The sequence below is a fragment of the Pseudoxanthomonas sp. OG2 genome (assembly GCF_014192765.1).
Taxonomy (GTDB): domain Bacteria; phylum Pseudomonadota; class Gammaproteobacteria; order Xanthomonadales; family Xanthomonadaceae; genus Pseudoxanthomonas_A; species Pseudoxanthomonas_A beigongshangi.
Map to the genome: position 1 here is coordinate 1,902,949 of NZ_JACHYM010000001.1, position 25,104 is coordinate 1,928,052.

At 64.2% G+C, this 25,104-nt stretch carries 21 protein-coding genes and 1 tRNA gene; 16 read left to right on the top strand and 6 right to left on the bottom strand.

Annotation, left to right across the window (positions count from 1 at the left end; translation table 11 throughout):
• Nucleotides 1-283 precede the first annotated feature (283 nt).
• From FHW78_RS08785 to FHW78_RS08800, 4 genes are read left to right on the top strand one after another with little or no spacing between them, the layout of a single operon-like run.
• Complete coding sequence (locus FHW78_RS08785; RefSeq protein ID WP_183639526.1) at nt 284-2,065, top strand: Eco57I restriction-modification methylase domain-containing protein; 1,782 nt, start codon at nt 284-286, stop codon at nt 2,063-2,065.
• Nucleotide 2,066: 1 nt separating this feature from the next.
• Entirely contained in the window at nt 2,067-3,170 is a 1,104-nt protein-coding gene (locus FHW78_RS08790) for a BsuBI/PstI family type II restriction endonuclease (protein ID WP_183639527.1), read from the top strand.
• Complete coding sequence (locus FHW78_RS08795) at nt 3,167-3,727, top strand: hypothetical protein (protein ID WP_255443172.1); 561 nt, start codon at nt 3,167-3,169, stop codon at nt 3,725-3,727. Before FHW78_RS08790 ends, FHW78_RS08795 begins: the two co-directional genes overlap by 4 nt.
• Before the next feature lie 40 nt (nt 3,728-3,767).
• On the top strand, nt 3,768-4,463 hold the full coding sequence (locus FHW78_RS08800) for a hypothetical protein (protein WP_183639528.1): 696 nt from the start codon (nt 3,768-3,770) through the stop codon (nt 4,461-4,463).
• 74 nt (nt 4,464-4,537) lie between these two features.
• On the opposite strand, the gene FHW78_RS08805 is transcribed toward FHW78_RS08800, so the two are convergent.
• Nucleotides 4,538-5,245, bottom strand: a complete 708-nt coding sequence (locus FHW78_RS08805; protein WP_183641280.1) for a hypothetical protein — start codon at nt 5,243-5,245, stop codon at nt 4,538-4,540.
• A gap of 315 nt (nt 5,246-5,560) precedes the next feature.
• A complete protein-coding gene (locus tag FHW78_RS08810; RefSeq protein ID WP_183639529.1) occupies nt 5,561-6,073 on the bottom strand; it encodes an Lrp/AsnC family transcriptional regulator in 513 nt (170 codons plus the stop codon).
• A gap of 268 nt (nt 6,074-6,341) precedes the next feature.
• On the opposite strand from FHW78_RS08810, the gene FHW78_RS08815 reads away from it, so the two are divergent.
• From FHW78_RS08815 to proC, 7 genes are read left to right on the top strand one after another with little or no spacing between them, the layout of a single operon-like run.
• Complete coding sequence (locus tag FHW78_RS08815) at nt 6,342-8,591, top strand: TonB-dependent receptor (RefSeq protein ID WP_183639530.1); 2,250 nt, start codon at nt 6,342-6,344, stop codon at nt 8,589-8,591.
• Nucleotides 8,592-8,613: 22 nt separating this feature from the next.
• Nucleotides 8,614-10,149 carry an amino acid permease gene (locus tag FHW78_RS08820; RefSeq protein WP_343205550.1) on the top strand — a complete coding sequence of 512 codons (1,536 nt, stop codon included), beginning with the start codon at nt 8,614-8,616 and terminating at the stop codon, nt 10,147-10,149.
• Entirely contained in the window at nt 10,146-11,585 is a 1,440-nt protein-coding gene (locus FHW78_RS08825; RefSeq protein ID WP_183639531.1) for an amidase family protein, read from the top strand. The genes FHW78_RS08820 and FHW78_RS08825 overlap by 4 nt, the downstream gene beginning before the upstream one ends.
• Nucleotides 11,585-12,223, top strand: coding sequence for an FMN-binding negative transcriptional regulator (locus tag FHW78_RS08830; protein ID WP_183639532.1), 639 nt, complete (start codon nt 11,585-11,587; stop codon nt 12,221-12,223). Before FHW78_RS08825 ends, FHW78_RS08830 begins: the two co-directional genes overlap by 1 nt.
• Nucleotides 12,220-13,212: an alpha/beta hydrolase gene (locus FHW78_RS08835; RefSeq protein ID WP_183639533.1), complete on the top strand. Its 993-nt coding sequence runs from the start codon at nt 12,220-12,222 to the stop codon at nt 13,210-13,212. The genes FHW78_RS08830 and FHW78_RS08835 overlap by 4 nt, the downstream gene beginning before the upstream one ends.
• Complete coding sequence (locus FHW78_RS08840) at nt 13,209-15,209, top strand: S9 family peptidase (protein ID WP_255443174.1); 2,001 nt, start codon at nt 13,209-13,211, stop codon at nt 15,207-15,209. Before FHW78_RS08835 ends, FHW78_RS08840 begins: the two co-directional genes overlap by 4 nt.
• Nucleotides 15,206-16,027: a pyrroline-5-carboxylate reductase gene (gene proC, locus FHW78_RS08845; RefSeq protein ID WP_183639534.1), complete on the top strand. Its 822-nt coding sequence runs from the start codon at nt 15,206-15,208 to the stop codon at nt 16,025-16,027. Before FHW78_RS08840 ends, proC begins: the two co-directional genes overlap by 4 nt.
• Nucleotides 16,028-16,152: 125 nt before the next feature.
• Here proC and FHW78_RS08850 read toward each other — a convergent pair.
• From FHW78_RS08850 to dtd, 3 genes are all read right to left on the bottom strand, one after another.
• Nucleotides 16,153-16,228, bottom strand: a tRNA-Ile gene (locus FHW78_RS08850).
• Between the two features lie 94 nt (nt 16,229-16,322).
• A complete protein-coding gene (gene rpoD / locus FHW78_RS08855) occupies nt 16,323-18,179 on the bottom strand; it encodes an RNA polymerase sigma factor RpoD (protein WP_183639535.1) in 1,857 nt (618 codons plus the stop codon).
• Between the two features lie 112 nt (nt 18,180-18,291).
• Nucleotides 18,292-18,732 (bottom strand): D-aminoacyl-tRNA deacylase, encoded by a 441-nt coding sequence (gene dtd / locus FHW78_RS08860; protein ID WP_183639536.1) that lies wholly within the window; start codon nt 18,730-18,732, stop codon nt 18,292-18,294.
• A 52-nt stretch (nt 18,733-18,784) separates the two neighbouring features.
• On the opposite strand from dtd, the gene FHW78_RS08865 reads away from it, so the two are divergent.
• Genes FHW78_RS08865 through FHW78_RS08880 form a run of 4 tightly spaced genes read left to right on the top strand, consistent with a single transcriptional unit; the run spans nt 18,785 to nt 23,219 of the window.
• Nucleotides 18,785-19,684: a lauroyl acyltransferase gene (locus tag FHW78_RS08865; RefSeq protein WP_183639537.1), complete on the top strand. Its 900-nt coding sequence runs from the start codon at nt 18,785-18,787 to the stop codon at nt 19,682-19,684.
• A 36-nt stretch (nt 19,685-19,720) separates the two neighbouring features.
• Nucleotides 19,721-21,160 (top strand): SEL1-like repeat protein, encoded by a 1,440-nt coding sequence (locus tag FHW78_RS08870; RefSeq protein WP_183639538.1) that lies wholly within the window; start codon nt 19,721-19,723, stop codon nt 21,158-21,160.
• Complete coding sequence (locus FHW78_RS08875) at nt 21,160-21,681, top strand: PH domain-containing protein (protein WP_183639539.1); 522 nt, start codon at nt 21,160-21,162, stop codon at nt 21,679-21,681. Before FHW78_RS08870 ends, FHW78_RS08875 begins: the two co-directional genes overlap by 1 nt.
• Before the next feature lie 44 nt (nt 21,682-21,725).
• On the top strand, nt 21,726-23,219 hold the full coding sequence (locus FHW78_RS08880; protein ID WP_183641286.1) for a PH domain-containing protein: 1,494 nt from the start codon (nt 21,726-21,728) through the stop codon (nt 23,217-23,219).
• 4 nt (nt 23,220-23,223) lie between these two features.
• Here FHW78_RS08880 and FHW78_RS08885 read toward each other — a convergent pair whose 3' ends face one another.
• Nucleotides 23,224-24,288, bottom strand: a complete 1,065-nt coding sequence (locus FHW78_RS08885; RefSeq protein ID WP_183641288.1) for a CDP-glycerol glycerophosphotransferase family protein — start codon at nt 24,286-24,288, stop codon at nt 23,224-23,226.
• Between FHW78_RS08885 and FHW78_RS08890 the strand changes: the two genes are divergently transcribed.
• Complete coding sequence (locus tag FHW78_RS08890; RefSeq protein WP_183641290.1) at nt 24,284-25,102, top strand: glycosyltransferase family 2 protein; 819 nt, start codon at nt 24,284-24,286, stop codon at nt 25,100-25,102. The two genes, FHW78_RS08885 and FHW78_RS08890, sit on opposite strands and share 5 nt — an antisense overlap.
• Nucleotides 25,103-25,104: the final 2 nt, after the last annotated feature.

The following is a 25,104-nucleotide window of genomic DNA, read 5'->3' on the forward strand; positions in this document are numbered from 1 at the left end:
TCGGCCCTCTACGGACGATGCTGAAATTCCGCGCGCACGCAGTGACCTCTGCCTTCCAGAGTCGAAACGCCCGCGATCTCAGTGGGTGAGAGCCCGATCTGCGAAAAAAGCGGGGCCTAGGGGGGGAGTATTCCGCGACGGACTCGCCTCCCTTTCAGGCAAGGGGGTGGGCTGTGTACCGTCCTGGCAGATGTTATCTTTTACCATCCAGCAGGATGGGCTGTCAGTGACGTGATCGCCTGCCAAATCGAGTTACCAGCTAGCTGGCGGCGGGTGTATGTATATGAATTTTGAAGCTTTTCTTTCCCCTACCGACTCGAGCCATTCACTCCTGCAGCGCTATCAGGCCTGCAAAGCTATGGCTAAGGGATACGCGGAATCCAAGAAGACAGACAAGAGCCGCCTGGCCCATGGTCGTGCCTTTTGTGCAGAAGTTATTGAGGCGTATTGGGAAGAGGTAGCCCAACGCCACCGTACTACCATGAAAGTGAAGCCTAGGCCCGAAGGCCTTCCTCGGCTAACTGAAGACGTCCGGCGAGTTGCCCACAGCATCGGTGGATTGATTGCTCAGTTCCCTGTCGAGGACGCGGGCTATCTCGTCGGCTCGATATATACAGTGACATTGCCTTCGGAATTGCGGTCTGAATTGGGGGCGTTCTACACGCCCCCGCCGTTGGTCGCCAGGCTGCTGGACCTTGCTGAGGAGGCTGGCTTCGACTTTACCTACGGACGTGTCATTGATCCTGCTTGTGGCGGCGGCGCCTTTCTGGCGCCTGTCGCTCTACGAATGGTAGACCGCGCGAAAGGTGCTTCGGCCGATTGGTTGCTAAAAAGCCTTGGCAAGCGCTTGCGTGGCATCGAAATCGATCCCTTTGCCGCATGGATGACACGAGTTCTGCTTGAAGCTGCAATCATGCCTCTCTGTGTAAAGGCAAAGAGGCGTCTGGCTGACGTAGTAGTCGTTGCAGATGCTTTGGAGCCCCAGGATATTGGAGAGTTTGATCTGGTGATCGGTAATCCACCATATGGTCGGATTTCATTGCCAGAACCTCTGCGAAAGCGCTACGCACGTTCGCTCTTCGGACATGCAAATCTCTACGGGCTATTCACGGACTTGGCACTCCGCTTGACGAAATCAGGTGGTGTGGTCGCCTATCTGACTCCCACGTCTTTCCTGGGAGGACAGTACTTCAAAGCACTCCGTACATTGCTTACTCAGGAAGCGGCTCCCGTAGCCTTCGATTTTGTTGCTGATCGAAATGGAGTTTTCGACAATGTTCTTCAGGAGACTCTACTGACCACTTATTTAAAGAAGGAAAAGATCACGCCAGTCACTGTATCGGTCCTCGTGCCTCAAGGACTGAATACGGCCAGGATTGAGCATATTGGCAAGGTGAAGATCGACGTTTCTGGTGCCCCTTGGATTCTTCCCCGGAATGCATCAGATGCCGACTTCCTGCAATCGCTGTCAAAAATGTCTACGCGCCTTTCAGATCTAGGCTACTCGGTATCCACAGGGCCTCTCGTATGGAATCGGCACAAAGACCAGTTGATGCACAAAGCAACTGCCAAATCCCTACCTTTAGTCTGGGCAGAGTCGGTCACATCCCAAGGATTCAAATACAGCGCAGAGCGCCGCAATCACTTGCCTTATGTTGAAGTTCGCGAACGTCAACAGCACCTGATTACGAATCGCTCTTGCGTGCTGGTTCAACGGACAACATCAAAAGAACAGAGTCGCCGACTTATGGCGGCCTTGTTACCTCAAGAATTCTTGAATAAGCATCGTGGTGTTGTTGTGGAGAATCATTTGAACATGGTGACTCCGCAAGCCGGTGCCTCCCTGCAGGTATCGCCTGCCACTGTGACTGCCCTACTCAACAGTGAAGTCGTCGACCGAGCATTTCGTTGCATTAGTGGCAGTGTTGCCGTTTCGGCATATGAATTGAACGCCATTCCGATGCCATCTTTCCGCGACCTACGGCGAATCGATCTGATGGTCAACAATAAAGCTCCAGCCGACATGATTGAGCGAGAAATAGCCCTCTGTTACGGAGTACGATGAAGTGACCCTTCCACAAGTTCCCACGATGGATGTGATCAGGGAACGCTTGCCCGTGATTTTTCCCGATGGTATCGAACATCGGAACTATGCCATCCGCGAGACAGCTGTCCGAGTCATCTACACGATGTTCTACGTGGGCGCTATCCAAGGGAGCGACCAATGGCTTCGGCCGAGTCAAGTGACCGAGATGTCTCCGGAGCAAGGCGCTCTTTTGGATGAGGAACAGCGGATTGCGTGGATTAAGAAGTCTCTTTCCAACCAGAAAGAGCGTTCCCAGCTCCCCTGGTACGCAAGCAATAGCCGCGAACAAGTGCGAGACGAGACTATCCGAACTGCGTTCATTTCGATGGGTGCCGTGATTGAACGCGAGGGTTTGGCCCCTACTTCATCCAAGCCTCGCTATGCGCTGGCATCTTCCTTCGCTGATCTTTTTCGGCCAGGTCTGACGGGTAATGAACTTCACGCAAAGATCGACGCTTGGCAAGCAAGGCATCTATCTAAAGCCGCTCTGTCACGCGTTCAGCTGGTTAAGCACGGCATCACCTCCGCGCTTGATGCCGTAGCAGTGACCTTTCCTGGTCAGCGGGAAGTCCGGTCGCTTAAGCCAGGCCCATCCAGTGTCATCACCAAAGCAGTCATTGAAGTCTTCGCGCCCAGATTCCTGAAGCAACCAGCCGTTCTTTGGATCAGCGAATCTGGCAACAAGGTGGTTGCGAAGGACGATGCGCTGATGAAAGCGTTGAAGCTAAATATAGACCCGTCCAAGATGTTGCCCGACATCATTCTTGTCGACCTGGGTCATGAGGGGGCGGAAGGATCCGAGATGCTTGTCGTTTTCGTGGAAGTGGTCGCGAGCGACGGTCCCATTACCCGCGAGCGAAAAGTGGCGCTAACGGCCTTGGCGCTCTCAGCGGGATTCGATGAAAAGAACCTTGCGTTTCTCACCGCTTATCAAGATAGAGGAACCTCGGTGTTCCGGAAAGGAGTTTCCGAACTTGCGTGGGGTTCTTACGCTTGGTGCGTTTCCGAGCCTCACCATGTCATTGAAATGCATAGCGCTTCATCGTTGAGTTTCTTGAGCCGTGGGGCGCAGCAAGACTCATGAACGCAGGTACGTCATGGAAGGGAACTTGGATCGCTGTTAGTGAACAGCAAGAGGTTGATGCTAAACGCATTCGAGGTGAGAGAGACCGGCTCTATAGGAATCTGTATCAAGAAGTCGCTAGTGACGAGCGATGGGTAGGCGATCTCGGGGAGATCGTCTTCGACTCTTGGGTTCGGAGCCTGCGTCCCGCACCTTTCACATGGATCCGAGATAACGCCGCCGGAAGTGCGGATTTCGTATCGCCAACAGGCGTTAGCATCGGGGTCAAGGCCGTCAAACGTCAGGTGGCGCCCAGACCCGGTTATACAGCCCAGATTTCAGCAAAGCATTCCGCAGAACCTGTCGATCAGTTCTTCTTTTTGACATACCAGATTGCCGAAAAAAGAATGTGGTTGCTCGGTGGTATCGATCGACCACGATTTCTCCAAGAATCCCGCTACTACCGAGCAGGAGAAACTGTGCATTCTAGGTACGTCATCCGTTCCGGCCACGAAATATACAACATAGACATTGACCACCTCGTCGCTCCTGCTCTCTGGCTCCAATCAGTATCTTGAGGCGGAATGAGCTTGCTCACGAGACAATCGGGGAACTCGTATGTCATCTGGGATCGCAAGTCACGCTTCGATTATTCCGCTTCTTGGAACCATTGGTGCATGGGTAGGTGCAGTTGCTACTGTTGTCCTTGCTGTAGCCGCTTGGCAGGCCCGCACGGTTTGGCGGCAGCAAATCCTGCTTCAACGCGGGCAAGCGCTGGCTGAAGATCTGGTCGTACACGGCCGCATTGCCCTGCGTTGCCTTGAGCTGATGTATTACCCGTACCAGCGTGGGCAAGAATCATTACGAATGCAGGCCTATCCTGGCGAATCAGACGATGACTTCAGGATTCGCGCTCACGATGGATGGCGTGAGCAGACATATATAGACCATGTGACGTCAATTGATGCCTTTCGGGCAGCTTCCTTTAGGGCCAGTGTCACATTGGAGCCTAGGTTTAAGGAATTGGCTAGCCAACTTCTCGACGGAATCGAAGACATCCGCCAAGCGACGCGAGAGATGGAATCCTTCCGACGAGATTGTAGAGAGCGGCCTGACAGTACACTGCTTGATCAACAACGCCAGGAACGGAAGGACCGTTATAGAAACATTGAAATCAGGATGTGGTCCGGTAGTCCTCCTAAGATCCTCGAGTGGACTGCAACAATGAGTGAGTTGGAAGAAAGATGCAGCACCTTTATCAAAGGGCTAGGCTTTTCACCGGCTAAACAATTAAAAACGGCAACCAAGGAATGACAAGCCTCTGAACCACAAGCCAGAATTCATTGACCTGCCAATTTTCGTTTATAAATTCGGCAAATTGGTCAGTATTAGGGTGACACCTGCCTTAGTTTTACGGCAAGCGCGGATTGAAGTGCCTGCATTCCTTCGGCATTAGGGAGATATTTAAGGACACGATGATGCTTGATGTCGAAAGGGACGTCGTCAAGTGACTGCGAAATAGGAATCACATGCTTTCCCAATGTATGAGCAATTCCTGTCTCATACATAACATTTGGATTCTTTCCACTAAAGTCTACGACAACGACGTGGGCCCGGAAGATGAGATTAAAAACATCTTGGATGATTGTGCTCTCTTCCCAGATGTCATCGACACGAAGGCAACGGCGGCCCACCTCGTTGCTGGCGGCGACGATGGCGCGATGTACTGGCGAGAACTCAGCGCCAAAAGGCATCATCACCGCTACCAAGTCGGATTCCACATTCGAATCTGGAGTTGAAAAAACGCTTGGCGCAAACGTGATTTTTCGCTCTGACGGCTTAGCGGATATGAATACCGATTCTTCAGGGAATTGGTTTTTCACGTAATCTTCAATGACTGCAATCGCAGCCAGATTTTTCTTTGCTATTTCTGAAAGAACTACCAAGACATTCCCTGCATAGTCCTCATCGCCCCAATAAAGACTTCTCAGGAGACGAGGATGATTATCGATGACCTTGGAATGGCCAGTAAGCAGGCCGATCTCTTCCCAATTTGCAGCATCGAAGTTCGAGACCACTTTTTCACGAAGATTGATTTACCCGTTTTCCGGTTTCCAAATCCATCATCACCCCTTCACCATAACTCTAGAATTGGCATCTGCGACCAGTAAACAACCACGCAGACCCGATATATAGTCGTCTTGCGTAACTTCTCTCAGATATCCGTTTACGACTCGTGCGAAGGCAAAAACGGATTGGCCTCCCCAAAAAACGCTCGTTCCAAGAAAAAACGTCAATAAACTAACTGCTTTTTCTGAGATGGTCATTCTAACGAATTAAATAACTTCAATGTGCTGGTTCTCGCTCCCGCCTGCGAAAACCGACCGTCGCAAGCGACTGTACCGAGCGGATCACCCAAGTTCCCCCCGCCCCCCACGCCGCGTAGACGACGCCTCCACCAGCGGGTACCCACTGAACGGCTTGACCTCGTCCATCAGGAAGTACGAGACGATCTTCTCCACGCCGTAGTCGCCGCCGAGCAGGAGGCGGGCGATGTCTTTCCAGTGGTGTACGTCGTTGACGATGACCCGCAGCAGGTAGTCGTAGGCGCCTGAAATCCGGCAGGCCTCCACGACCTCGGGCATGGCCAGGATGCGGCGGTCGAATTCGGTGAATTCTTCCAGCGCGTGCTGCTTGAACGAGACCTGGGCCAGCACGACGGTCGCCGAGCGGATGCGGTCCACGGCCACGTGGGCGCGGTAACCGCGGATGAGGCCCTTGGCCTCCAGCGTGCGTACGCGGGCCAGGCAGGCGCTGGGCGAGAGCGCGACCCGCTCGGCCAGGGCCTGGTTGGTGATGCGCGCGTCCTGCTGCAGCACATCCAGGATCTTCAGGTCGATGCGGTCCGGCGTTTTGGCGGTCATGGCTGTCCGGCGGTTGGGGGGTGCCGCAGGTTGTTCACCATTTGGCGGTCCTCGCCGCAGATTCTGCATATTTTTTGCGGGAGACCAACCACATCTTCGGTCTACCGACCAGCAATACCATTTGAATCAACCGGTTACTTCCGTTCCGGCACCCGTTGATTCTGCTGGACAGCGGTGGCCTTTTTCACTTTCACTCGGGTCAGCCATGTTGGCCGAGGCGCGAAAGCCGCCGGCGGCCCTTTCCATCGCCATCCCGGGGAACCGTGTCATGTCATCGCATCCGCGTCTTCGCAAGCTCACCCGCGCCATCCGTTTCGGTTGCTGTTTCGGCCTGATGGCCAGTACGCCTGCCTGGGGACAGGACGCGGCGCCGCAAGCCGACCCGGACGCCGCCACCAACCTGGAAACCGTGGTGGTCACCGCCGGCAAGTTGAACGAGTCCGTGCGCGAGATTGCCGGTTCGGTCTCGGCGGTCACCGACCAGCAGTTGCAGGACCTGGGCGCGCAGTCGTTGGCCGACTACATCCAGCGCACCCCCGGCGTGGTGTTCAACAGTTACCAGCCCGGCGTTTCCCATGTGGTGATGCGCGGCATCGCCACCAGCTCGGGCAATGTGCAGGGCCAGCCGACCACGGGCTACTTCCTCAACGAGGTGCCGCTGACCGAGCCGGGTTGGACCATCGCCATTCCCGATGTGGATGCCTTCGACCTCAATCGCGTCGAGGTGCTGCGCGGGCCGCAGGGCACGCTGTTCGGATCGGCGTCGATGGGCGGCGCGGTCAACTACGTGGCCAACGTGGCCGATGCCAGCGGGTTTGATGCCTCCGCCGAGCTCACCGTCAGCCAGACCAAGAACGCCGACGTGGGTTTTGCCGCCAAGGCGATGGTGAACGTGCCGCTCAAGGAGGACCTGCTGGCGGTGCGCGCGGTGGCGCAGTACCGCGATGCGCCGGGCTTTCTGGACAACATCGGCACGGGCCGGAAAGGCGCCAATGACAGCACGCTGGAGGGCGGCCGCCTGTCGGTGGTGCTCACTCCGAGCGAAGCGACCACCCTGACCTGGCTGAGCCTGTTGCAGAACAGCGACAGCGACGACAACAGCTACCAGATCGTTGGCCTCGGTGACCTGGAGCGCAACACCGCGTTGCCGGAATTCACCAACACCAAGATTGCCGTGCACAGCCTGCGGCTGGATCAGGATCTCGGCTTTGCGGATCTGACGGCGCTGCTGGCGCACCAGAAGAAGCAGCAGGACTGGCGGTTCGACTACACGCCCATCCGCGCGGCCTACAACGCCGACCTGGGCCTGGACCTGAGCACGCCGCTGTACATCGTGTCCGGCGGCGAGAGCCGGGGCAAGAGCATCGAACTGCGTCTGGCGTCCAAGCCGGGCGGCCGGGTGGACTGGCTGATTGGCGGCATGTACTTCGACTCGGACAAGGATCTGTACGAACGCATCGGCGCCGAAGGCGCTGCGGGAGCGTTCGACCGGTCGCCGCTGTTCGGGCCGGGCAGCGGCGCGGTCATCGCGCCGGACGGGCAGATATTCAACAGTTACTTCACCGATCTCGCCGGCTCGGAGGCCGCGCTTTTTGGCGAGGCCAGCTTCCATTTCAATGAACAATGGAAGCTCACCGCCGGCGGCCGCCTGTTCCGCAACAAGGTGCAAACAACCAGCACCCAGGTCGGCTTCTCGACCTATCCCGGCAATCCGATCATTTCCCGGCAGCAGACCGAGGAGGACGGTTTCAACCCGAAGGTGGCGCTGACCTGGCAGCCCAGCGCCGATGTGATGGTCTATGGCCTGGTCTCGGAGGGCTTTCGCTTTGGTGAGCCGAACACCGCCGGCCTCAGCGCGTATCCGGTGCCGTCGGGTTCCAAGAGCGACAGCCTGATCAACTACGAACTCGGTACGCGCACCACATGGGCCGATGGCCGTCTTCTGCTGGATGCCACGCTGTTCTACGTGGACTGGAAGGACATCCAGTTGCGCCTGCAGACGCCGGACCTGTTCAACTACGCGAGCAATGGTGGCAAGGCCTACAGCCGCGGCATCGAGATGGCCGCCACCTGGCGTCCGACGGATGCGTTCGAATGGCAGGGTTCGGCGACCTGGCAGCGCGCGCGGCTGGACGAGGATCTGTTCATCCTCTACTACGGCACCGCGCCGGCCGGTTCGCAATTGCCGGGTTCGGCCGACTGGACGGTCAGCAATCTGCTGAGCTACCACTTCGACACGCGCTTCTCGCCGACGATTTCGCTGTCGCACCAGTATGTCGGCGGCGGCATCAGCGACCTCAACTCCGCGGTGCCGGGCGTCACTCCGAATCGCCAGGGCAACTACAACCTGTTCGATCTGCGTTACCGGATGACCTTCGGCAACACCGAGGTGACCCTGTTCGGCAGCAATCTCACCGACAAGCGCGGCATTACCCGCACCGTGCCCGAGACCAATGGCATCGGCCAGGGCGTGGTGCGGCCGCGCACCTACGGCGTGACCGTGCATTGGCGCTACTGACGCGATGGAAGGGAGCGGCTTAGTGAAAGCGCGTTCGATGGGACGCTGGCAGTTGGCCACCCGCCGCAAGTCGCTGGAGGCGGTGGTGGCCGATGGCGAGCGTGCCGGCCTGCATCGGCGGCTGGGCGCCGGCAGCCTGCTGGTGCTGGGCGTGGCCAACATTCTTGGCGCCGGCATCTATGTCGTCACCGGCACGGCGGCGGCCAGCTTCGCCGGTCCCGCCGTGGTGCTGGCCTTCGTGCTGGCGGCGTTGGCCTGCGGGTTCACCGGCCTGTGCTATGCGGAGCTGTCCTCGGTCATCCCGGTGTCGGGATCGGCGTATTCGTACTGCCAGGTGACCCTGGGCGAGGGTGCGGCGTGGGCGTTGGCGTGGATGGTGATCCTGGAGTATCTGCTGGCGGCCGCGGCGGTGGCGGCGGGGTTTGCCGGCTATCTCACCAGCCTGCTGGGTGATTGGCATGTCGCGGTGCCATTGGCGTTGGCCACTTCCAGCGTCACCGCCAGTCAGCAGGGCGGGCATACCGAACTGGCGTTCAGCGGCGGCATCAATCTGGTCGCGATGTTGGCGGTGTTGGCCGCGGCGGCCGTGCAGATTGCCGGCGTGGGGCGCTCGGCCTGGGCGAACCTGGTGCTGGTGCTGATCAAGATCGCGGTGTTGCTGGCGTTCGTGGCGGTGGGTTCGCAGTTCATCGATGCGGCCAACTGGCGGCCGTTCCTGCCGGCGAACGAAGGCGGCTTTGCCTATGGCTGGCCTGGCGTGCTGCGGGCGGCGGCGATGCTGTTCTTCGCCTACCTCGGGTTCGAGACCGTTTCGATGGCGGCCGCCGAAGCGCGCCAGCCGCGTCGGGATGTTCCGGTGGGCATCCTCGGTTCGCTGGTGGTCTGCACCGTTCTCTACATCGCCGCGGGCGCGGTGCTGACCGGCTTGGTGCCTTTCCGCGAACTCGGCGTGCCGGACCCGGTGGCGCTGGCGGTGGATCGCATCGGTTGGCCCGGCTTCGCGGTGCTGATCAAGATCGGGGCACTGACCGGACTGGGCTCGGTGTTGCTGGCCAATGCCTACGGCGCCTCGCGTATCAGCCTGAGCATCGCCCGCGATGGCCTGCTGCCGGCCTTCTTCACCCGCGTGCATCCAAAGCTGGGGACGCCCTGGCTGGCCAGCGTGGCCTTTGGCGCGGCCAGCGCGCTGCTGGCGGCGCTGCTGCCCATCAGCATCCTGGGCGATCTGATCTGCCTGGGCATCGCCTCGGCCTTCATCGTGGTGTGCATCGCGGTGATGTGGCTGCGTTCCCGGCGTCCGGACCTGCGCGGCGGTTTTCGTGTGCCGCTGGGCGGGGTGTGGATAGGCCGCACGTGGATTGGCGTGGTCCCCGTGCTGGGCATCGTGATGTGCCTGGCGATGATGGCCCCGGTACTGGGCGACATGGTGGCGCAGGTGCGGCGCGGCGATGTGCTGCCCGCCAGCATCCTGGTGGTTTACGTATTGGCAGGCGCCTTGCTCTATCTCGGTTATGGCCAGCGCCGGGCACGCCGGCAAGTCCAGGATTCCAACGCATGACCTCTCAAGCTTTTCCCCTGGCCCAGGCGCTGCAGCTGGGCTGCCTGGATGCGCACGATCAGTCCGCCCTGGTGCGTCGCGGCGAGCTCTCGCCACGCGAGCTGACCGCCGCCGGCATCGTGCGCGCACGCCATCTCGATCCCACGCTGGGCGCGCTCAGCCATGCCGACTTCGAGGGCGCGCTGGATCGCGCCTCGCGCGTTTCCCCCGACGCGCCGATGGCCGGCGTGCCGTGGCTGCCGAAGGATTCGGTGCGCTATCCGGGCATGCCCACGCGTGGCGGCTCGCGTTCGCGCAGCAGTGTTCCGGCGACCGACGCGCCGCCCTTCGTCCAGCGGTTTGATGCGGCCGGACTGGTGGCGATTGGCAAGAGCGCCATGCCCGAGTTCGGTCTGATGGGATCCACCGAGCCCCTGCTCGGCCCGGTCACGCGCAATCCCTGGCGCCTGGATCATTCGCCCGGCGGTTCCAGCGGTGGCGCGGGCGCCGCGCTCGCCGCCGGCATCGTGCCATTGGCCCATGGCAGCGACGGCGCCGGATCGATCCGTATTCCAGCGTCTGCCTGTGGTGTGGTCGGCCTGAAGCCCGGGCGCGGCGCCACGGTGGCGGTGCGTGGTCGCCATGCCATCGAGGATCTGATCGTGGCCGACAGCCTGATGTCGCGCAGTGTGCGCGATACGGCCTGGGCGTTCGCGGCCGCCTACCCGGATGCCGACTTCAGCGTGCAGGCGCTGACGCGCCCGCCCAGGCGTTTGCGAATCGGCGTGGTTGACGCCTCCTTGCCCGGGTTGGCGCCCGATCCTGCGGTTTCCCGCGTGCTGGAGGACGTGATCGCACTCTGTTCGTCGCTCGGCCACGAGGTCGAGACCACGCAATATCCGCTGCCCGGTTCGGAGGTATGGCAGGCGCTGTACACGCTGTGGTCCAGGCTTGGCCTGGATGCCGTGGAGATGGCGGTCGCGCAAGGTGGCGACGACTTCGCCGCCCGATCGCTGGAGCCGTGGACGCACGGACTCGCCCATTACCATCGCACGCGTTGCGGGGTGGCGGAGCTGGAACAGGCGTATGCGACCGTGGCCGCGCTGCCCACCGCGTTCGCCGCACTTCATCAACATATCGACGTATTGCTGACGCCGACGCTGCGCAGCCCGCCTCCCCGGCTGGGCGAATTGACGCCGGATCGCGATTTCGAAGAACTGCTTCCCGCGATGTTCCATTGGATGAGCTATACCCCGCTACAGAATCTGGCGGGCACGCCGGCGATATCGTTGCCGCTGGGGCAAAGCGATCGATTGCCGATTGGCGTGCAGTTCGCCGCCGATCGCGGGCAGGAACCGCTGCTGCTGCAACTGGCGGCCGAACTCGAACAGGCGGCGCCCTGGCATGGCCGTTGGCCTGATGTTTCCGCCGCCGCCGCAGTGAAGGAGATCCGCTGATGGGACATGCCCGTGACAGCCGCTACGCGGCGCGAACGCAGGACGACGTGCTGCGCCTGTTGGCCGCCCATCCGCTCGCCTGGCTTGTGTCATGCGGTGGCGAGGATGCCGCGTTCACTCCGCTTCCGTTGCGCGCGGAGTGCGACCCCAACGGCACGCTGTTGGCGCTGCGCGGCCATCTGGCCAGGCGCAATCCGCATGTCGCTCGCCTGCAACGCGACGGCCGCGCGCAAGCGCTGGTGATGGGGCCGCAGGCCTATGTGTCTCCCAGCTGGCTGGATGACCGCACCCAGGCGCCCAGTTGGAACTATGCCGCCGTGGCTTTCGACCTGGAGGTCACGGTGAGTTCGGACGAGGATGACATCCGGACGGAACTCGAGGCGCTGACGGCGCAGATGGAGTCCGATCGTCCGCGTGCCTGGTCGCTGGAGGAGATGGGCGAGCGCTATGCGCGATTGGCCTCCGGCGTTGTGGCGTTGCGTGGTTCGGTGCGCGAGGTGCGAGCCACCTTCAAGCTTGGCCAGGACGAAGCGCGACATGACTTCGCTCAATTGCTGACGGGTCTGGAAGCCGGTGGCGAGCACGCACTGGTCGGCTGGATGCGGGATTTCGCCGGTGATGCGAAGGAGCGCGCATGAGCCGCAGCCTGGAGGCGCTGGACCCGCAGATCCGCCGTTTCATCGAAGACGTCTGCCGGGAAGGCGCGCGGCTGCGCGGTGGCCGCGCGCTGGACTGGCCCGAGCGCCGGCTCATCGCGGCCCAGGCGCGCACGCCGTGGCGTGAGGGCGGTCCGCGCATGCTTGCCACCCGGGACTATCGCCTGCCCTCTGCGCACGGTGAGTTTGGTCTGCGCGTGTTGTATCCGCAGGTCATGGAGGCGCAGCCCTCCCCCGCATTCGTGTACTTCCACGGCGGCGGATGGTGCATGTTCGGACTCGATACGCATGACCGTCTTCTGCGGGAGTACGCCGACGCTTCGCGCCGGGTGGTGGTGGCAATCGACTACAGTCTGGCCCCCGAACATCCCTATCCGGCCGCGCTCGACCAGGCCGTCATCGCGCTGGATTGGCTGCATGAGCACGGCGCCGATGCGGGTATCGATGCCAGGCGTATTGCGTTGGGCGGTGATTCCGCCGGCGCCAATCTTGCCGTGGCGGCCGCGCTGCGCCTTCGCCAGGCCGGACAGCTGGCGCGCATATCGGCGTTGGTCCTCAACTATGGCGCCTGGACGCCGGTTCTATCCGCTGCTGCGCGACAGAGCCTGGGGACATCCGAGGACATGCTCAGCGGCGCGGAGATGGACGAGTTCTGGGCCGCGTATCTGGGGCCCGAGGCGGAACGCACGGTCACTCCGCTGTCGGCGCCGCTTCTTGCGGAACTGCATGACTTGCCACCCGCCCTGCTGCTCTGGGGCGACCGCGACGTCCTGGCCGAACAGAACGCAGCCATGGCGCAGCGGCTGGAACAGGCCGGCGTGCAGGTAAGCACCCACGTCTATCCCGGCGCGCCACACAGCTTCATCGAGGCGATGTCGGTCTCCGATCAGGCGCGCGACGCCATTGCCCGTGGGGCAGAATGGATACGCCGACACACTCCTGTTTTCTCCTCGCAAGGACTCCCTGCATGAGGCCGATGCTTCACCGTCTGTTCGTCATCGGCCTGATGATGGCGGCTCTACCGACATTGGCCTTGGCACAGGCGTCACCGGTGATCCCCACGCCGGACATGATCATGGCGCTCAAGATCGTCGGCGATCCGCAGATCGATCGCGAGGGCCGCTGGATCGCCTATACCGTGGGGACACCCCGGAGCCACGGGAAACGGCCGCTCAGTCGCATCTGGCGCGTGCCGGCGACGGGCAAAGGGGACGCCCAGGAAGTCATCGCTCCCGAAGACGCCAACGAGGAACATCCACGATGGAGTGCGGACGGCGGCTACCTGTACTTCATCTCCACTCGACCTTCATCCGCGGCGGATGACTCCAAGGACGTGGCCGACGCCCAGGTGTGGCGGGTCAACGCGAACGGCGAAAATCCAACCGTCCTGACGCATTCGCCCGGTGATGTCAGTGCGTTCGACGTCGCGCGCGACGGAAGTCGCATCGCCTATCTGGCTGCGGACGCACCCAGTGCCGCCACCGTCGCCGCACGCGAGGCCAAGGATGACGCGGCGCTGGCGGATCACTCCACACAGTTCTCACGCGTGTGGCTGCGTGACCTGAGCAACGGGGAAGCCCGGGCACTGACCGCGCCGGATCTCCAGGTTCACGACCTGGCCTGGTCCCCGGATGGGCGACGCCTTGCCATGCGGGTATCCCGTGGCACCACCCTCAATGATTACTGGTATCGCTCGCGCGTGGTGCTGATTGACGCCGATACCGGCGAGCTGGCCAAGGAACTGGAAGCGCGCGCGTCGGCGCATCCCCTGCAATGGTCGCCCGACGGAACGCGACTGCTCTATGGCCACCTGGGCGAGTACGGCATGGTCGCCGACGTCACCGTGCACGACCTCGGGAATGATCGGAAGACGGTGCTGGCGCCCGGCTGGAACGGCACGTTGTGGCTGGCGCGCTGGCAGGATGATCGCACCCTGCTGGGCTTGGGCCAGCGCGGTGTGCGGGGTGCGTTCCTGCGTCTGGATGCGACGACCGGTCAGTGGCGCGAAGTCGCACGGCCCCGGATTCCGTTTGCTTCATTCACCACGACGAGCACCGGTCGAAGCGCCTATCTGGGCATTCGTGACGACCAGCCCGCCGAGGTATGGACCTTGGATGGCGGCAAGCTCACCGCGCGCACCGACACGCATCCGCAGGTCGCCGGATGGGCGCACGGCCAGGTGCGGGAACTGGCCTGGACGTCCTCGCGCGATGGTTTGGGCATCACCGGCCTGCTGGTCACGCCGCCCGGCTGGAAACCCGGCACGCCATTGCCCACGCTGGTGCAGGGCCATGGTGGCCCGGCATGGGCCTGGTGGTCGGGCTGGCTGGGCTCCTGGCATGACTGGGCGCAGCTGCTGGCGACCCACGGCTATGCGGTGTTCCTGCCCAATCCACGCGGCTCGGAAGGCGGCGGCCATGCCTTCGCCGAAATGGCGCGTGGCGACTGGGGCGGCGGGGATTTCCAGGACATCCTCGATGGCCTGGACATGCTGGAAAAGGAAGGTGTGGTCGATCCTCGGCGACTGGCCATCGGCGGCTGGAGCTACGGGGGCTACATGGCGGCCTGGGCGGTCACGCAGAGTGATCGCTTCCGCACCGCGATTGTCGGAGCGGGCGTCATCGACATCGGCGCGATGGCGCTCACCACCGACACGCCCGACTACCTGCCAGGCTATTTCGGTGATCCGGTAACGCAGCGCACGCGCTATGACGCGCACTCGCCGATTCGTTACGCCGACCGGGTGAAAGTGCCGGTGCTTATCCTGCATGGCGAAGAGGACAAGCGCGTGCCGCTGTCGCAGGGCGAGATGTTGCATCGCGCACTCGTCTTCAACGGCACGCCGGTGACCATGGTCACCTATCCGCGAGGACCGCATTGGTTCTTCGAAACCGCCCACGGTCGCGACGTACAGCAACGTGTTCTGGACTGGCTGGATCGGCAACTGGGAACGGGGCGGTCCCCATGAGTTTCGGTATGGAGGTCGCCTTCATCGGGGGCGGGCACATGGCGCGCTGCCTGGTGGAGGGATTGCTGAGCCAGGGCCGGGATCCGGCACGGATCACGGTGGCCGATCCCGTGGCGGCCACCCGTGATGCCTTGTCCACGCAGTTGCAGGTCCGGGTGTTCGAGCAGGGTATCGACGCGGTCGCCACCGCCGACTTGTGGGTGCTGGCAGTGAAACCACAGGTGGCCCGCGCGGTTTGCGAGGCGCTGGCCGGACAGGCGGCGCGGACGCGACCATTGGTCATCTCGGTCATGGCCGGCATCACCCATGCGCAGCTGAGGCAATGGCTGGGGATCGACACCCTCGTGCGCAGCATGCCGAATCAGCCTGCGGCCATCGGCGCGGGAATCACCGCGCTGTATGCGGATCCCGCGCTGGACGTCACGTCGCGGACGGTCGCCGAGGCGGTCTTCAGCAGCACCGGCACCACCGTCTGGATCGAGCACGAGACACAGATGGACATGGTCACCGCCATCTCCGGCAGTGGCCCGGCCTATCTGTACCGGTTGGCCGAAGCCATGGAGGGCGCCGCCTGCGCGCGCGATCTGCCGCCCGAGATCGCACACCATCTCGTGGTGCAAACCCTGCTTGGCGCCGCGCGCATGCTGCAAGTCTCGGGAGAATCCCCGGCGCAACTGCGCGGACGGGTCACCTCTCCTGGAGGAACCACCGAAGCGGCCATTCAGACCCTGGAGAATAGCGGTTGGGCGAAGCTGATCGATGAGGCCGTAGACGCCGCGCATGCACGCGGACGAGCGCTGGCGGGACAGTTCGGTTGAACCTGCGACAGGCCCGTGCACTGAATCGTCCACTTGGGTGGGGGATACGCAGCCGGCTCATTCGCAACGACATCGGAAGTGACGGCGTGTTGCGGCCCGAACATCGAGCACGCCCGGAGTGCTTTTGGTGGGCCCACCAGGACTCGAACCTGGAACCAAAGGATTATGAGTCCTCTGCTCTAACCATTGAGCTATAGGCCCGCTGCCGGGGCATTGTAGCGGGGGGCGGGGGTGGAAACGAAGAACCCGCCTTGCGGCGGGTTCTTCGTTTGCTCGGTTTGCCTGCTGGCTGGAATCAATCGATGTCCAGGAAGCTGCGCAGCTGCTCGGAGCGGCTGGGGTGGCGCAGTTTGCGCAGGGCTTTGGCTTCTATCTGGCGGATGCGCTCGCGGGTGACGTCGAACTGCTTGCCCACTTCTTCCAGGGTGTGGTCGGTGTTCATGTCGATGCCGAAGCGCATGCGCAGCACCTTGGCTTCCCGCGGGGTGAGGCCGGCCAGCACGTCGCGCACGGTTTCCTGCAGGTTGATGTTGGTGGTGTTGTCGATCGGGGACTCCACGTTGGTGTCCTCGATGAAGTCGCCCAGGTGGGAATCCTCGTCGTCGCCGATCGGGGTTTCCATGGAGATCGGCTCCTTGGCGATCTTCATGACCTTGCGGATCTTGTCCTCGGGCATGTCCATTTCCTTGGCCAGCTCCTCCGGGGTGGCTTCGCGGCCGTACTGCTGGAGCATCTGGCGGGAAATGCGGTTGAGCTTGTTGATCGTCTCGATCATGTGCACCGGGATACGGATGGTGCGCGCCTGGTCGGCGATCGAGCGGGTGATCGCCTGGCGGATCCACCAGGTGGCGTAGGTCGAGAACTTGTAGCCGCGGCGGTATTCGAACTTGTCCACGGCCTTCATCAGGCCGATGTTGCCTTCCTGGATGAGGTCGAGGAACTGCAAGCCGCGGTTCGTGTACTTCTTGGCGATGGAGATCACCAGGCGCAGGTTGGCCTCGACCATCTCCTTCTTGGCCTTGCGGGCCTTGGCTTCGCCGTAGGCCATGGCGCGGCTGATTTCCTTGATCTCGGCCAGCGGCAGGTGCATCGCCTGTTCGACGGCGATGGTGGCTTCCTGCTCGGCGATGATCTGGTCCTTGACCTCGCGCAGGCCGGAAGACCACTTCTGCTTGCGCTTGAGGACTTCGTCCACCCAGCCCAGGTTGGTCTGGTTGCCTTCCCAGGCGCGCAGGAAGTCCTTGCGCGGCATCTTGGCGATGTTGGCCGACAGGTGCATCACGCGGCGCTCGTGGTCTTTGATCTCGTTGACCACGTCGCGCAGCTTGCGGACCAGGGTGTCGGTCAGGGCGAGCGGCAGCTTGAGGGTGACGAAGACCTCGGCCATCTCGGTGCGGATCTTGGTGACGGCCTTGTTGTCCGGGCCGCTCTTGGCGTGCGCCTTCTTGAACTTGGCGTAGCCGTCGGCCAGCGCCTGCATGCGGCGGGCGACTTCTTCCGGATCCGGACCGGTGGGCGCCGCCTCTTCGGCCGCGTCGTCACCGCCATCCTCGTCTTCGTCGTCGCTGTCGGCGTCGCTGTCAGAGGCTTCGACGGCTTCCGGCACTTCTTCCGCCGGTTCTTCGACGTCGTTGAAGCCGACCACGACTTCGGCCAAGCGCTTCTTGCCGGTCTTGTGCAGTTCGTACTCTTCCAGCAGCAGTTCGATCGACCACGGGAAGTTGCCGAGCGAGGCCTGGACCTGGCCCAGGCCTTCCTCGATGCGCTTGGCGATGGCGATTTCGCCTTCGCGGGTCAGCAGCTCGACGGTGCCCATTTCGCGCATGTACATGCGCACCGGGTCGGTGGTGCGGCCACCTTCGGTGTCGAGCGAGGTCAGCGCGGCGGCGGCTTCCTCGGCCGCGGTCTCGTCGACTTCGCGACCGCCGGTGTTGCCGTCGGACAGCAGCAGGGTTTCGGCATCGGGGGCGACTTCATGGACGTCGATGCCCATGCCGTTGATCATGCCGATGATGTCTTCGATCTGTTCCGGGTCGACCAGGTCGTCCGGCAGGTGATCGTTGACTTCGGCGTAGGTCAGGTAGCCCTGCTCAAGACCCTTGCTGATCAGCAGCTTGATTTCAGATTGTTGGGCAGGACGTTCGTTGGCCATGGAGGTTGCGCCACCGGCAGGAGAGGAGGAAGGAACCTAGTATTATACCAGCCCGGGCCACCCCTCGTCCCTGAAAACCATCGTGGGGACGCTGTGTCCGCCTGTCTTGACGTCAGGGGCGGAGCAGGAAGGTCACGGGCCCGTCATTGACCAGGCTGACGACCATATGGGCGCCGAAACGCCCGGTTTCCACCCCTGGCGCGTGTTTTTGCCGGCAGATTTCGACCAGTCGGTTGAATCCCCGTTCAGCCTCCTCCGGCGGGGCGGCGGTGGTGAAGCTGGGACGCATGCCGGAGCGGGTATCGGCGGCCAGGGTGAACTGGCTGACCAGCAACAGGCCGCCGCCGGTATCGGTCAGGGAGCGGTTCATCTTTCCGGCGTCGTCGGCGAACACCCGGTAGCCCAGCAGGCGCTCGGCCATGCGCTGGAACTGCGGCTCGGCATCGCCCGGCTCCACCGCCACCAGGGCCAGCAGGCCGCCACCAATGGCGCCCACGGTTTCGTCGTCCACGGTCACCGACGCCCGGGTGACCCGCTGTATCAAGGCAAGCATGCGGCCATGCTCGCGGCCCGGCCGGTCACGGTCAACCGCTAGACTGATCACGATGAAGCCGCAGACCACCGCCCTCCTCCTCTACACCGCGATCGCCTGGTTCATGCGCCTGCCCTGGCCGCTGCTGCGGTGGTTGGGGAACCGGCTGGCCTGGCTGTGGTTGCGCACCGACGCCCGCGAGAGCCGGGTGGCCCGGCGCAACCTGGAGCTGGCCTTCCCCGGCCTGGACGACCGCGCACGGCAGGCGCTGCACCGGGACATCCTGCGCGCCACCACCCGCCAGCTGATGGAAACCCTGCGCTTCTGGACCCAGCCGCACGCGCGGAACCTGGCCTGCCTGCGCGAGCTGCACGGCGCCGAGCTGTACGACCAGGCCCGCGCCGCCGGCCGCAGCGTGATCATCGCCGCGCCCCACTACGGCAACTGGGAACTGCTGAACCAGTGGCTGGCCTCGCGCGGGCCGTACGCGTTCGTGTACCGGGTGCCGGAGTCGCCGGTGGGCGACGCCTTCCTGCTGCGCGCGCGCGGCGCGGCCAACATCACCCAGGTGCGCGCCGAGGGACCGGCGGTGCGCCAGTTGTGGAAGCAGCTCAAGGACGGCGGCGTGGTGGCGATCCTGCCGGACCAGCAGCCCAAGGCCGGCGACGGCGAGTTCGCGCCGTTCTTCGGCGTGCAGGCGCTGACCATGACGCTGCTGTCGCGGCTGGCCGAGCGCACCGGCGCGGTGGTGCTGTTCGCCTGGTGCGAGCGGATCGGCGACGGCCCGGATTTCGCCCTGCACATCGAACCGGCCGAGCCGGCCATCGCCGATCCGGATCCGGTGGTGGCGGTGACCGCGCTCAACGCCGGCGTGGAGCGGATCGCGCGTCGCGATCCGGCCCAGTACCAGTGGACGTACAAACGCTATACCCTGCGGCCACCGGGCAGCGGCGAGGACAATCCTTACCTCTGAACCCGCGTGACGATTCGAACGCGACAAGGGGACGACATGCGTGCAATGGGATTGTGGCTGGCGCTGTGGGCGGCGCCGGCGCTGGCGGCGGGCGATGATCTGGCCGAAATGAACGCGGTCAGCCGCGCCTGGGATCGCTACGCGGAGCTGGTGAACGCGAACAAGCCCGAAAGCGCGGATCTGCTGGCGGCCTCCAGCTTCACCCATTTCACTTTCCTGCGCGACGCCGCGCTGTACGCCTCGGCCGACCAGCTGCGGCGCCTGCCTTCCGATGATCGGATCAAGGCCTACCTGCTGCGCGCCACCCAGGACGAGGCCGCGCTGAAGAAGATGGACGGCGTCGCGCTGGCGCGCCTGTTCGCCAGCAAGGGCTGGATTTCGGTGCGCAGCGACGAGGAGGATGGCCCCGTCTCGCTGACCCACGTGACCATTTCCGGCGATCACGCCGTGTCCGAGCTGGGCCCGCCGACCGAGAGCAATTTCCAGTTCGGCCCGGATTTCGTGCGCGAGAAGGACGGCTGGAAGTACCGGCTGGAATCCTCGGCGCTGGCGGCGTCGGCGGCTTTCGACCAGTCCGCCACCAATGCCGGCGTCACCAGCACCCAGATGACCGAGTTCGTGCTCGGGCGGATCCTGGAAGCGGAGCCGCCGCGGCTGGCGGTGCTGGATCGCGCGCCGGTGGACGATGCCGCCGCGCGCATCCGCCTCAATGAGCAGTGGCCGGACTACGACAGCGTGTTCCGCTTCCGGGTGGAGGCGCTGTGGCGCAAGGCCGAGGCCGAGGACGGCCTGGCCCAGTTGGCGCTGGGTTCGATGATGCTGGACGAGAATCCGCAGTACGTGCAGCGCGATCCGAAGCAGGCGCTGGAGTGGCTGGAACGCGCCAGCAACAACGGCAACACGCGCGCGGCGATGTATACCGCCGGTCTGCTGATGCAGGACCCTTCGCAGTTCGGCGATGCCCTCTACCGGCGCGTGCTGCCGCATCTGCAGCGCGCGGCCAATGCCTCCAATGGCATGGCGATGGTGGAGTTGTCGCATTTCTACGCCGAGGGACTGGCCGGTCTGCCACAGGACTGCCGGCAGGCGGTCGACTGGCAGGCGCGCGCGGAGGAAGCGGGCGTGGAGCACGCGCGCAACGAACAGGTGTGGACACTGGCGACCTGCCCGGTCCCCGGGCAGCGTGACCCGGCCCGCGCGCTGGAGCTGGCGCGGTTCATGATCGAACGCAAGGACAAGCTGTCGTCGGGCGAACTGGACACTGTCGCCGCGGCCTTCGCCGCCAACGGCAAATTCGAACAGGCGGTCGCCTACCAGACCGAGGCCGTGGCCAAGGCCCCGGAGGAGTACACCGACCGCAAGGCGCTGGCCGCCACCCTCAAGCGCATGAAGGGACGGCTGTCCGACTACCGCAAGGGTCGCGACTACGTGCTCGACTACAGCATGTACGAACAGGCGAAGGCGGAGAGTCGCTGATGAGCGACCTCCCCGTCGAAACGCCAGACGCGACACCGCCCGCCGCGCCGGACACCGCGTCCGGCTGGCAGCCCGTGCCGCCGCGCGGTGGCGTGCTGGCCGCCTTGGGCGGCGCGATCATCGGCATCCCGCTGGCGGTGGGCGCGGCGTTCGTCAGCCAGGCGTCCGGCTGGCTGTCGCCGTGGCTGGCCGCGCCGGCCGTGTTCCTGATCGGCGCGGTGCTGTGCGGTTGGCTGAGCCTGCGCCGGCACCTGCGCACGCGCTGGAAGCTGGACGAGTCCGGCTTCGCGGTGCGGCGCGGCAACTGGTGGCAGAGCGAAACCCATGTGCCGATTTCGCGCGTGCAGCACCTGGACCTGAAACGCGGCCCGCTGGAACGCGGCATGGGCCTGGCGACGCTGGTCGTGCACACCGCCGGCACCCGCCAGGCCACGGTGAGCGTGCAGGCGATGGACGCGGCCGACGCCGAACGCCTGCGCGATCGACTGGCCCGGCAACTCGACCTCGACGACGCGTTGTGAGCGTTCCCGAGCCTCCCCCGCTTCCTTCCGCTGCCGACGCGCCGATGGCGGTGGAGCAGCGGTTGCATCCGTGGTCGTGGCTGTTCGTGCTGGTGCAGCAGCTCAAGCAGTTCATCCTGCCGCTGATCGCGCTGGTGGTGTTCGGCGGACGCGGGGATCCGGACAATCTGTGGGCCTCGCTGGGTCCGCTGATTGCCGTCGGTGTGCTGGTGATCCTGTCGGTGGTCCAGTACTTCACCTATCGCTACCGGATTGGCCGCGATGGCCTGACCATCCGCAGCGGCTGGCTGCATCGCAGCCTGCGCGAGATTCCGTTCGCGCGCATCCACAACGTGGGCATCCACCAGTCGCTGCTGCATCGCCTGTTCCAGGTGGCGGAAGTACGGCTGGAGTCGGCCGGCGGGCAGAAGCCCGAAGCGGAGATGCGGGTGCTGAGCCTGTCGGCGGCCACCGCGCTGGAGAACCTGATCCGGCATCGCGGCCAGGCCGCGCCGGCATCGATGACCGATGCGCCGTCCCCGCCCGCTTCGAACACCTTGCTGGCGCTGCCGCTGACCGAAGTGATCCGGCTCGGGCTGGCCTCCAACCGCGGCATGGTGGTGGTCGCGGCGGCGTTCGGCCTGGCCTGGCAGGTGCTGCCCGATAAGATGATGGCGGGGCTGGTGCGGCGCTATTCGCGCGAAGCCTTCGGCTACGCGAGCCATCTGGAATGGACGTGGCAGAGCGGCGCGCTCGCCGCGCTGGCAATCCTCGCGCTGGTGCTGGTGCTGACCCGCCTGCTGTCGGTGCTGCTGGCGCTGGTGCAGTTCCATGGCTTTCGCCTGAGCGAATCCGATCGCCGCCTGACCGTCGAACGCGGCCTGCTCACGCGCCTGCGCACCAGCGTGTCGCGCCGGCGCATCCAGGCCTGGACCTTGCGCGAAGGCGTGGTGCAACGCTGGCTGAAGCGGCGCAGCCTGCACATCGATACCGCCGTGGCCAGCCGGGTGGATCACGACGATGGCCGGGCCTTGAAGGTATTGGCGCCGATCGCCACGCGGGACGCCTGCGATGCGCTGGTCCGCCATCTGCTGCCGCATTCGGACTGGCCGCCCACGCACTGGCAGCCAATGCCGGCGCGGGCGGCGTGGCGGCTGTGGCTACCCGGGCTGATCCTCACGCCGCTGCTGGCGCTCGCGCTGTGGTTTCCGTTCGGCGCCTGGGCGGGCCTGGCATTGCTGGCCTGGCCGCTGACCGGTTGGGCCGCGTGGCAGAACGCGCGCCGTTCCGGCTACACGGCCGGCGATGAACTGATCGCGGTGCGCGGCGGCTGGTGGTGGCGCTGGTGGCGGTTCGCCGAGGTCGACAAGCTGCAGGCGCTGCGGCTGGCGCGCTCGCCGATCGATCGCTGGCTGGGCACGGCCACGCTGTGGTTGGACACCGCCGGCGACAGCGGTCTGGCCTCGCCCCTGCGATTGCGCTTCCTGCCCGAGCCGGAAGCGCGGGCGATCTACGAGCGACTGGCGCAGGCGCTGGCGCGCCGCCGCCTGCGCTGGTGAGCGCTCAGCGCGCGGCCGGTCCCCAGTAGCCGAGGTCCTTGCGGATCTGCAGCCCGCGCCACAGGCTGCCGAACGGCTTGCGGGCCAGCCGACCCAGTTCGCCGCGCAGCAGCCGCTCGGTGGCAATCATCACCCGCTGCGAGGAATGCCCGTCGTGATACGGATGGATCGCGGTGGCGTAGTCGGCCAGCGCGGCGCGCAACGCGTCGTCCGGTGCGAACGCGCGCGCCAGCATCTCCGGCAGGCGCGCCGGATCGTCGAAGTCGATCATGTGCGGCTTGGGCGCACGGTTGCGGAAAGTCACCACCGGCTTGCGCTGGACCACGAATTCGCTGACCACCGAAGTGGTGTCGGCCACCAGCACGTCGGCCGCGCGCTCGGCGCTGATCAGATCCTCGGTCTCGACGAACACGGCATTCGCGCCGGCCAGCGCGCGATAGCGCGCGAAAAGGTCCGGCGCGCACTTGGGGTGCAGGGTCAGCAGCCAGAAGCGCTCGCCGGTGGCCACCTGCGCAGCGATGGCCTCATGCAGGTGCGGGGCCGCGCTCAGGCGTTCGGTGAAGGTCGACGCGAACATCGCCACCGGCCGCCCGTTGGCCTGCGCGCGCCATTGCCGGACCCGCGCGTCCTCCGGCCCGAACAGCGGATCCAGCTTGGGCCAGCCGGTCTCGACCACCTTGAAGTGACCGGCCTCACGGGCCAGCGCCTCGAACGGCGCGGTGGTCGCCGGCCCCTGCGTGCAGTACAGGTCGAACATGCCGCGCACCCGGAAGTGGCCGCGCGCGGCATCGCGCTTCTCCACGTTGAAGCCATGGAACAGCTGCACCTTGGCGCCGGACACGAAGGTCGGCACCCAGTTGGCGGCGCTGAACACCGCGCGCGGGCGCAGGTCGACGGCCTGGCGCGCGTGTTCGATCATCCTCACCGGCGCAGGCAGCCGCGAGCCGGCGGCACCATCGACGAACCAGGCGTGCACGCCGTGTCCGGCGGCTTGCAGCGCATCGGCCAGCGGCTGCAAGATGGGCAGCGCATAGCGTTCCGTCGCAAACAACAGGTAATCCGCCATCAACGCCTCCTCGAACCACCGGGTCCCGATTTCGGCCTGCATTATCGCGTTTAACGAAGCGGACCGCATTGGCGACTGCCTGGCCTCGCTGGCGTTCTGCGACGAGATCGTGGTGGTGGATTCGTATTCCACCGATGCCACGGTGGCGATCGCGCAGGCGGCGGGCGCGCGGGTGCTGCAACGGGCCTTCGACGGCTTCCGCAGCCAGAAGCAGTTCGCGATCGAACAGGCCCGGCATGACTGGGTGCTGTGCCTGGACGCGGACGAGCGCGTGGACGACACCTTGCGCGGCGCCATCGAGTCGGCGCGCGCGACCGGTTTCGAGGGCGCGGCCGGTTACCGGTTCGCCCGCCTGTCGGACTATTTCGGCCGCTTCCTGCGCCACGGCAACGCCTATCCGGATCGGGTGCTGCGCTTGTTCGACCGCCGCCGTGGCGGCTGGCGCGGCAAGCGCGAGGTGCACGAAGCGGCCAGCGTGGACGGCGCGGTGAAGACCCTGCGCGGGGACTTGATCCATTACCCGTACCGTTCGCTGGAACAGCAGTTGCTCAAGACCCAGCGCTACGCGCGGATGATGGCCGAGCACGATTTCGCGCGCGGCAAGCGCGCCACCCTGGCCAAGCTGGTGCTGTCGCCGGCCTGGCGCTTCTGGCGCGGCTACCTGCTGCGCGGCGGCTTCCTCGATGGCTGGCACGGCCTGGTCTACGCCTACGTGCGCGCCAACTACGTGCGCCAGAAGACCGTCATGCTGTGGCTGCTGCAGACCGGGCAGCCGGTCGTGACTCCCGTTTCCCCCGAACCTGCGAACAAGGCCTGACC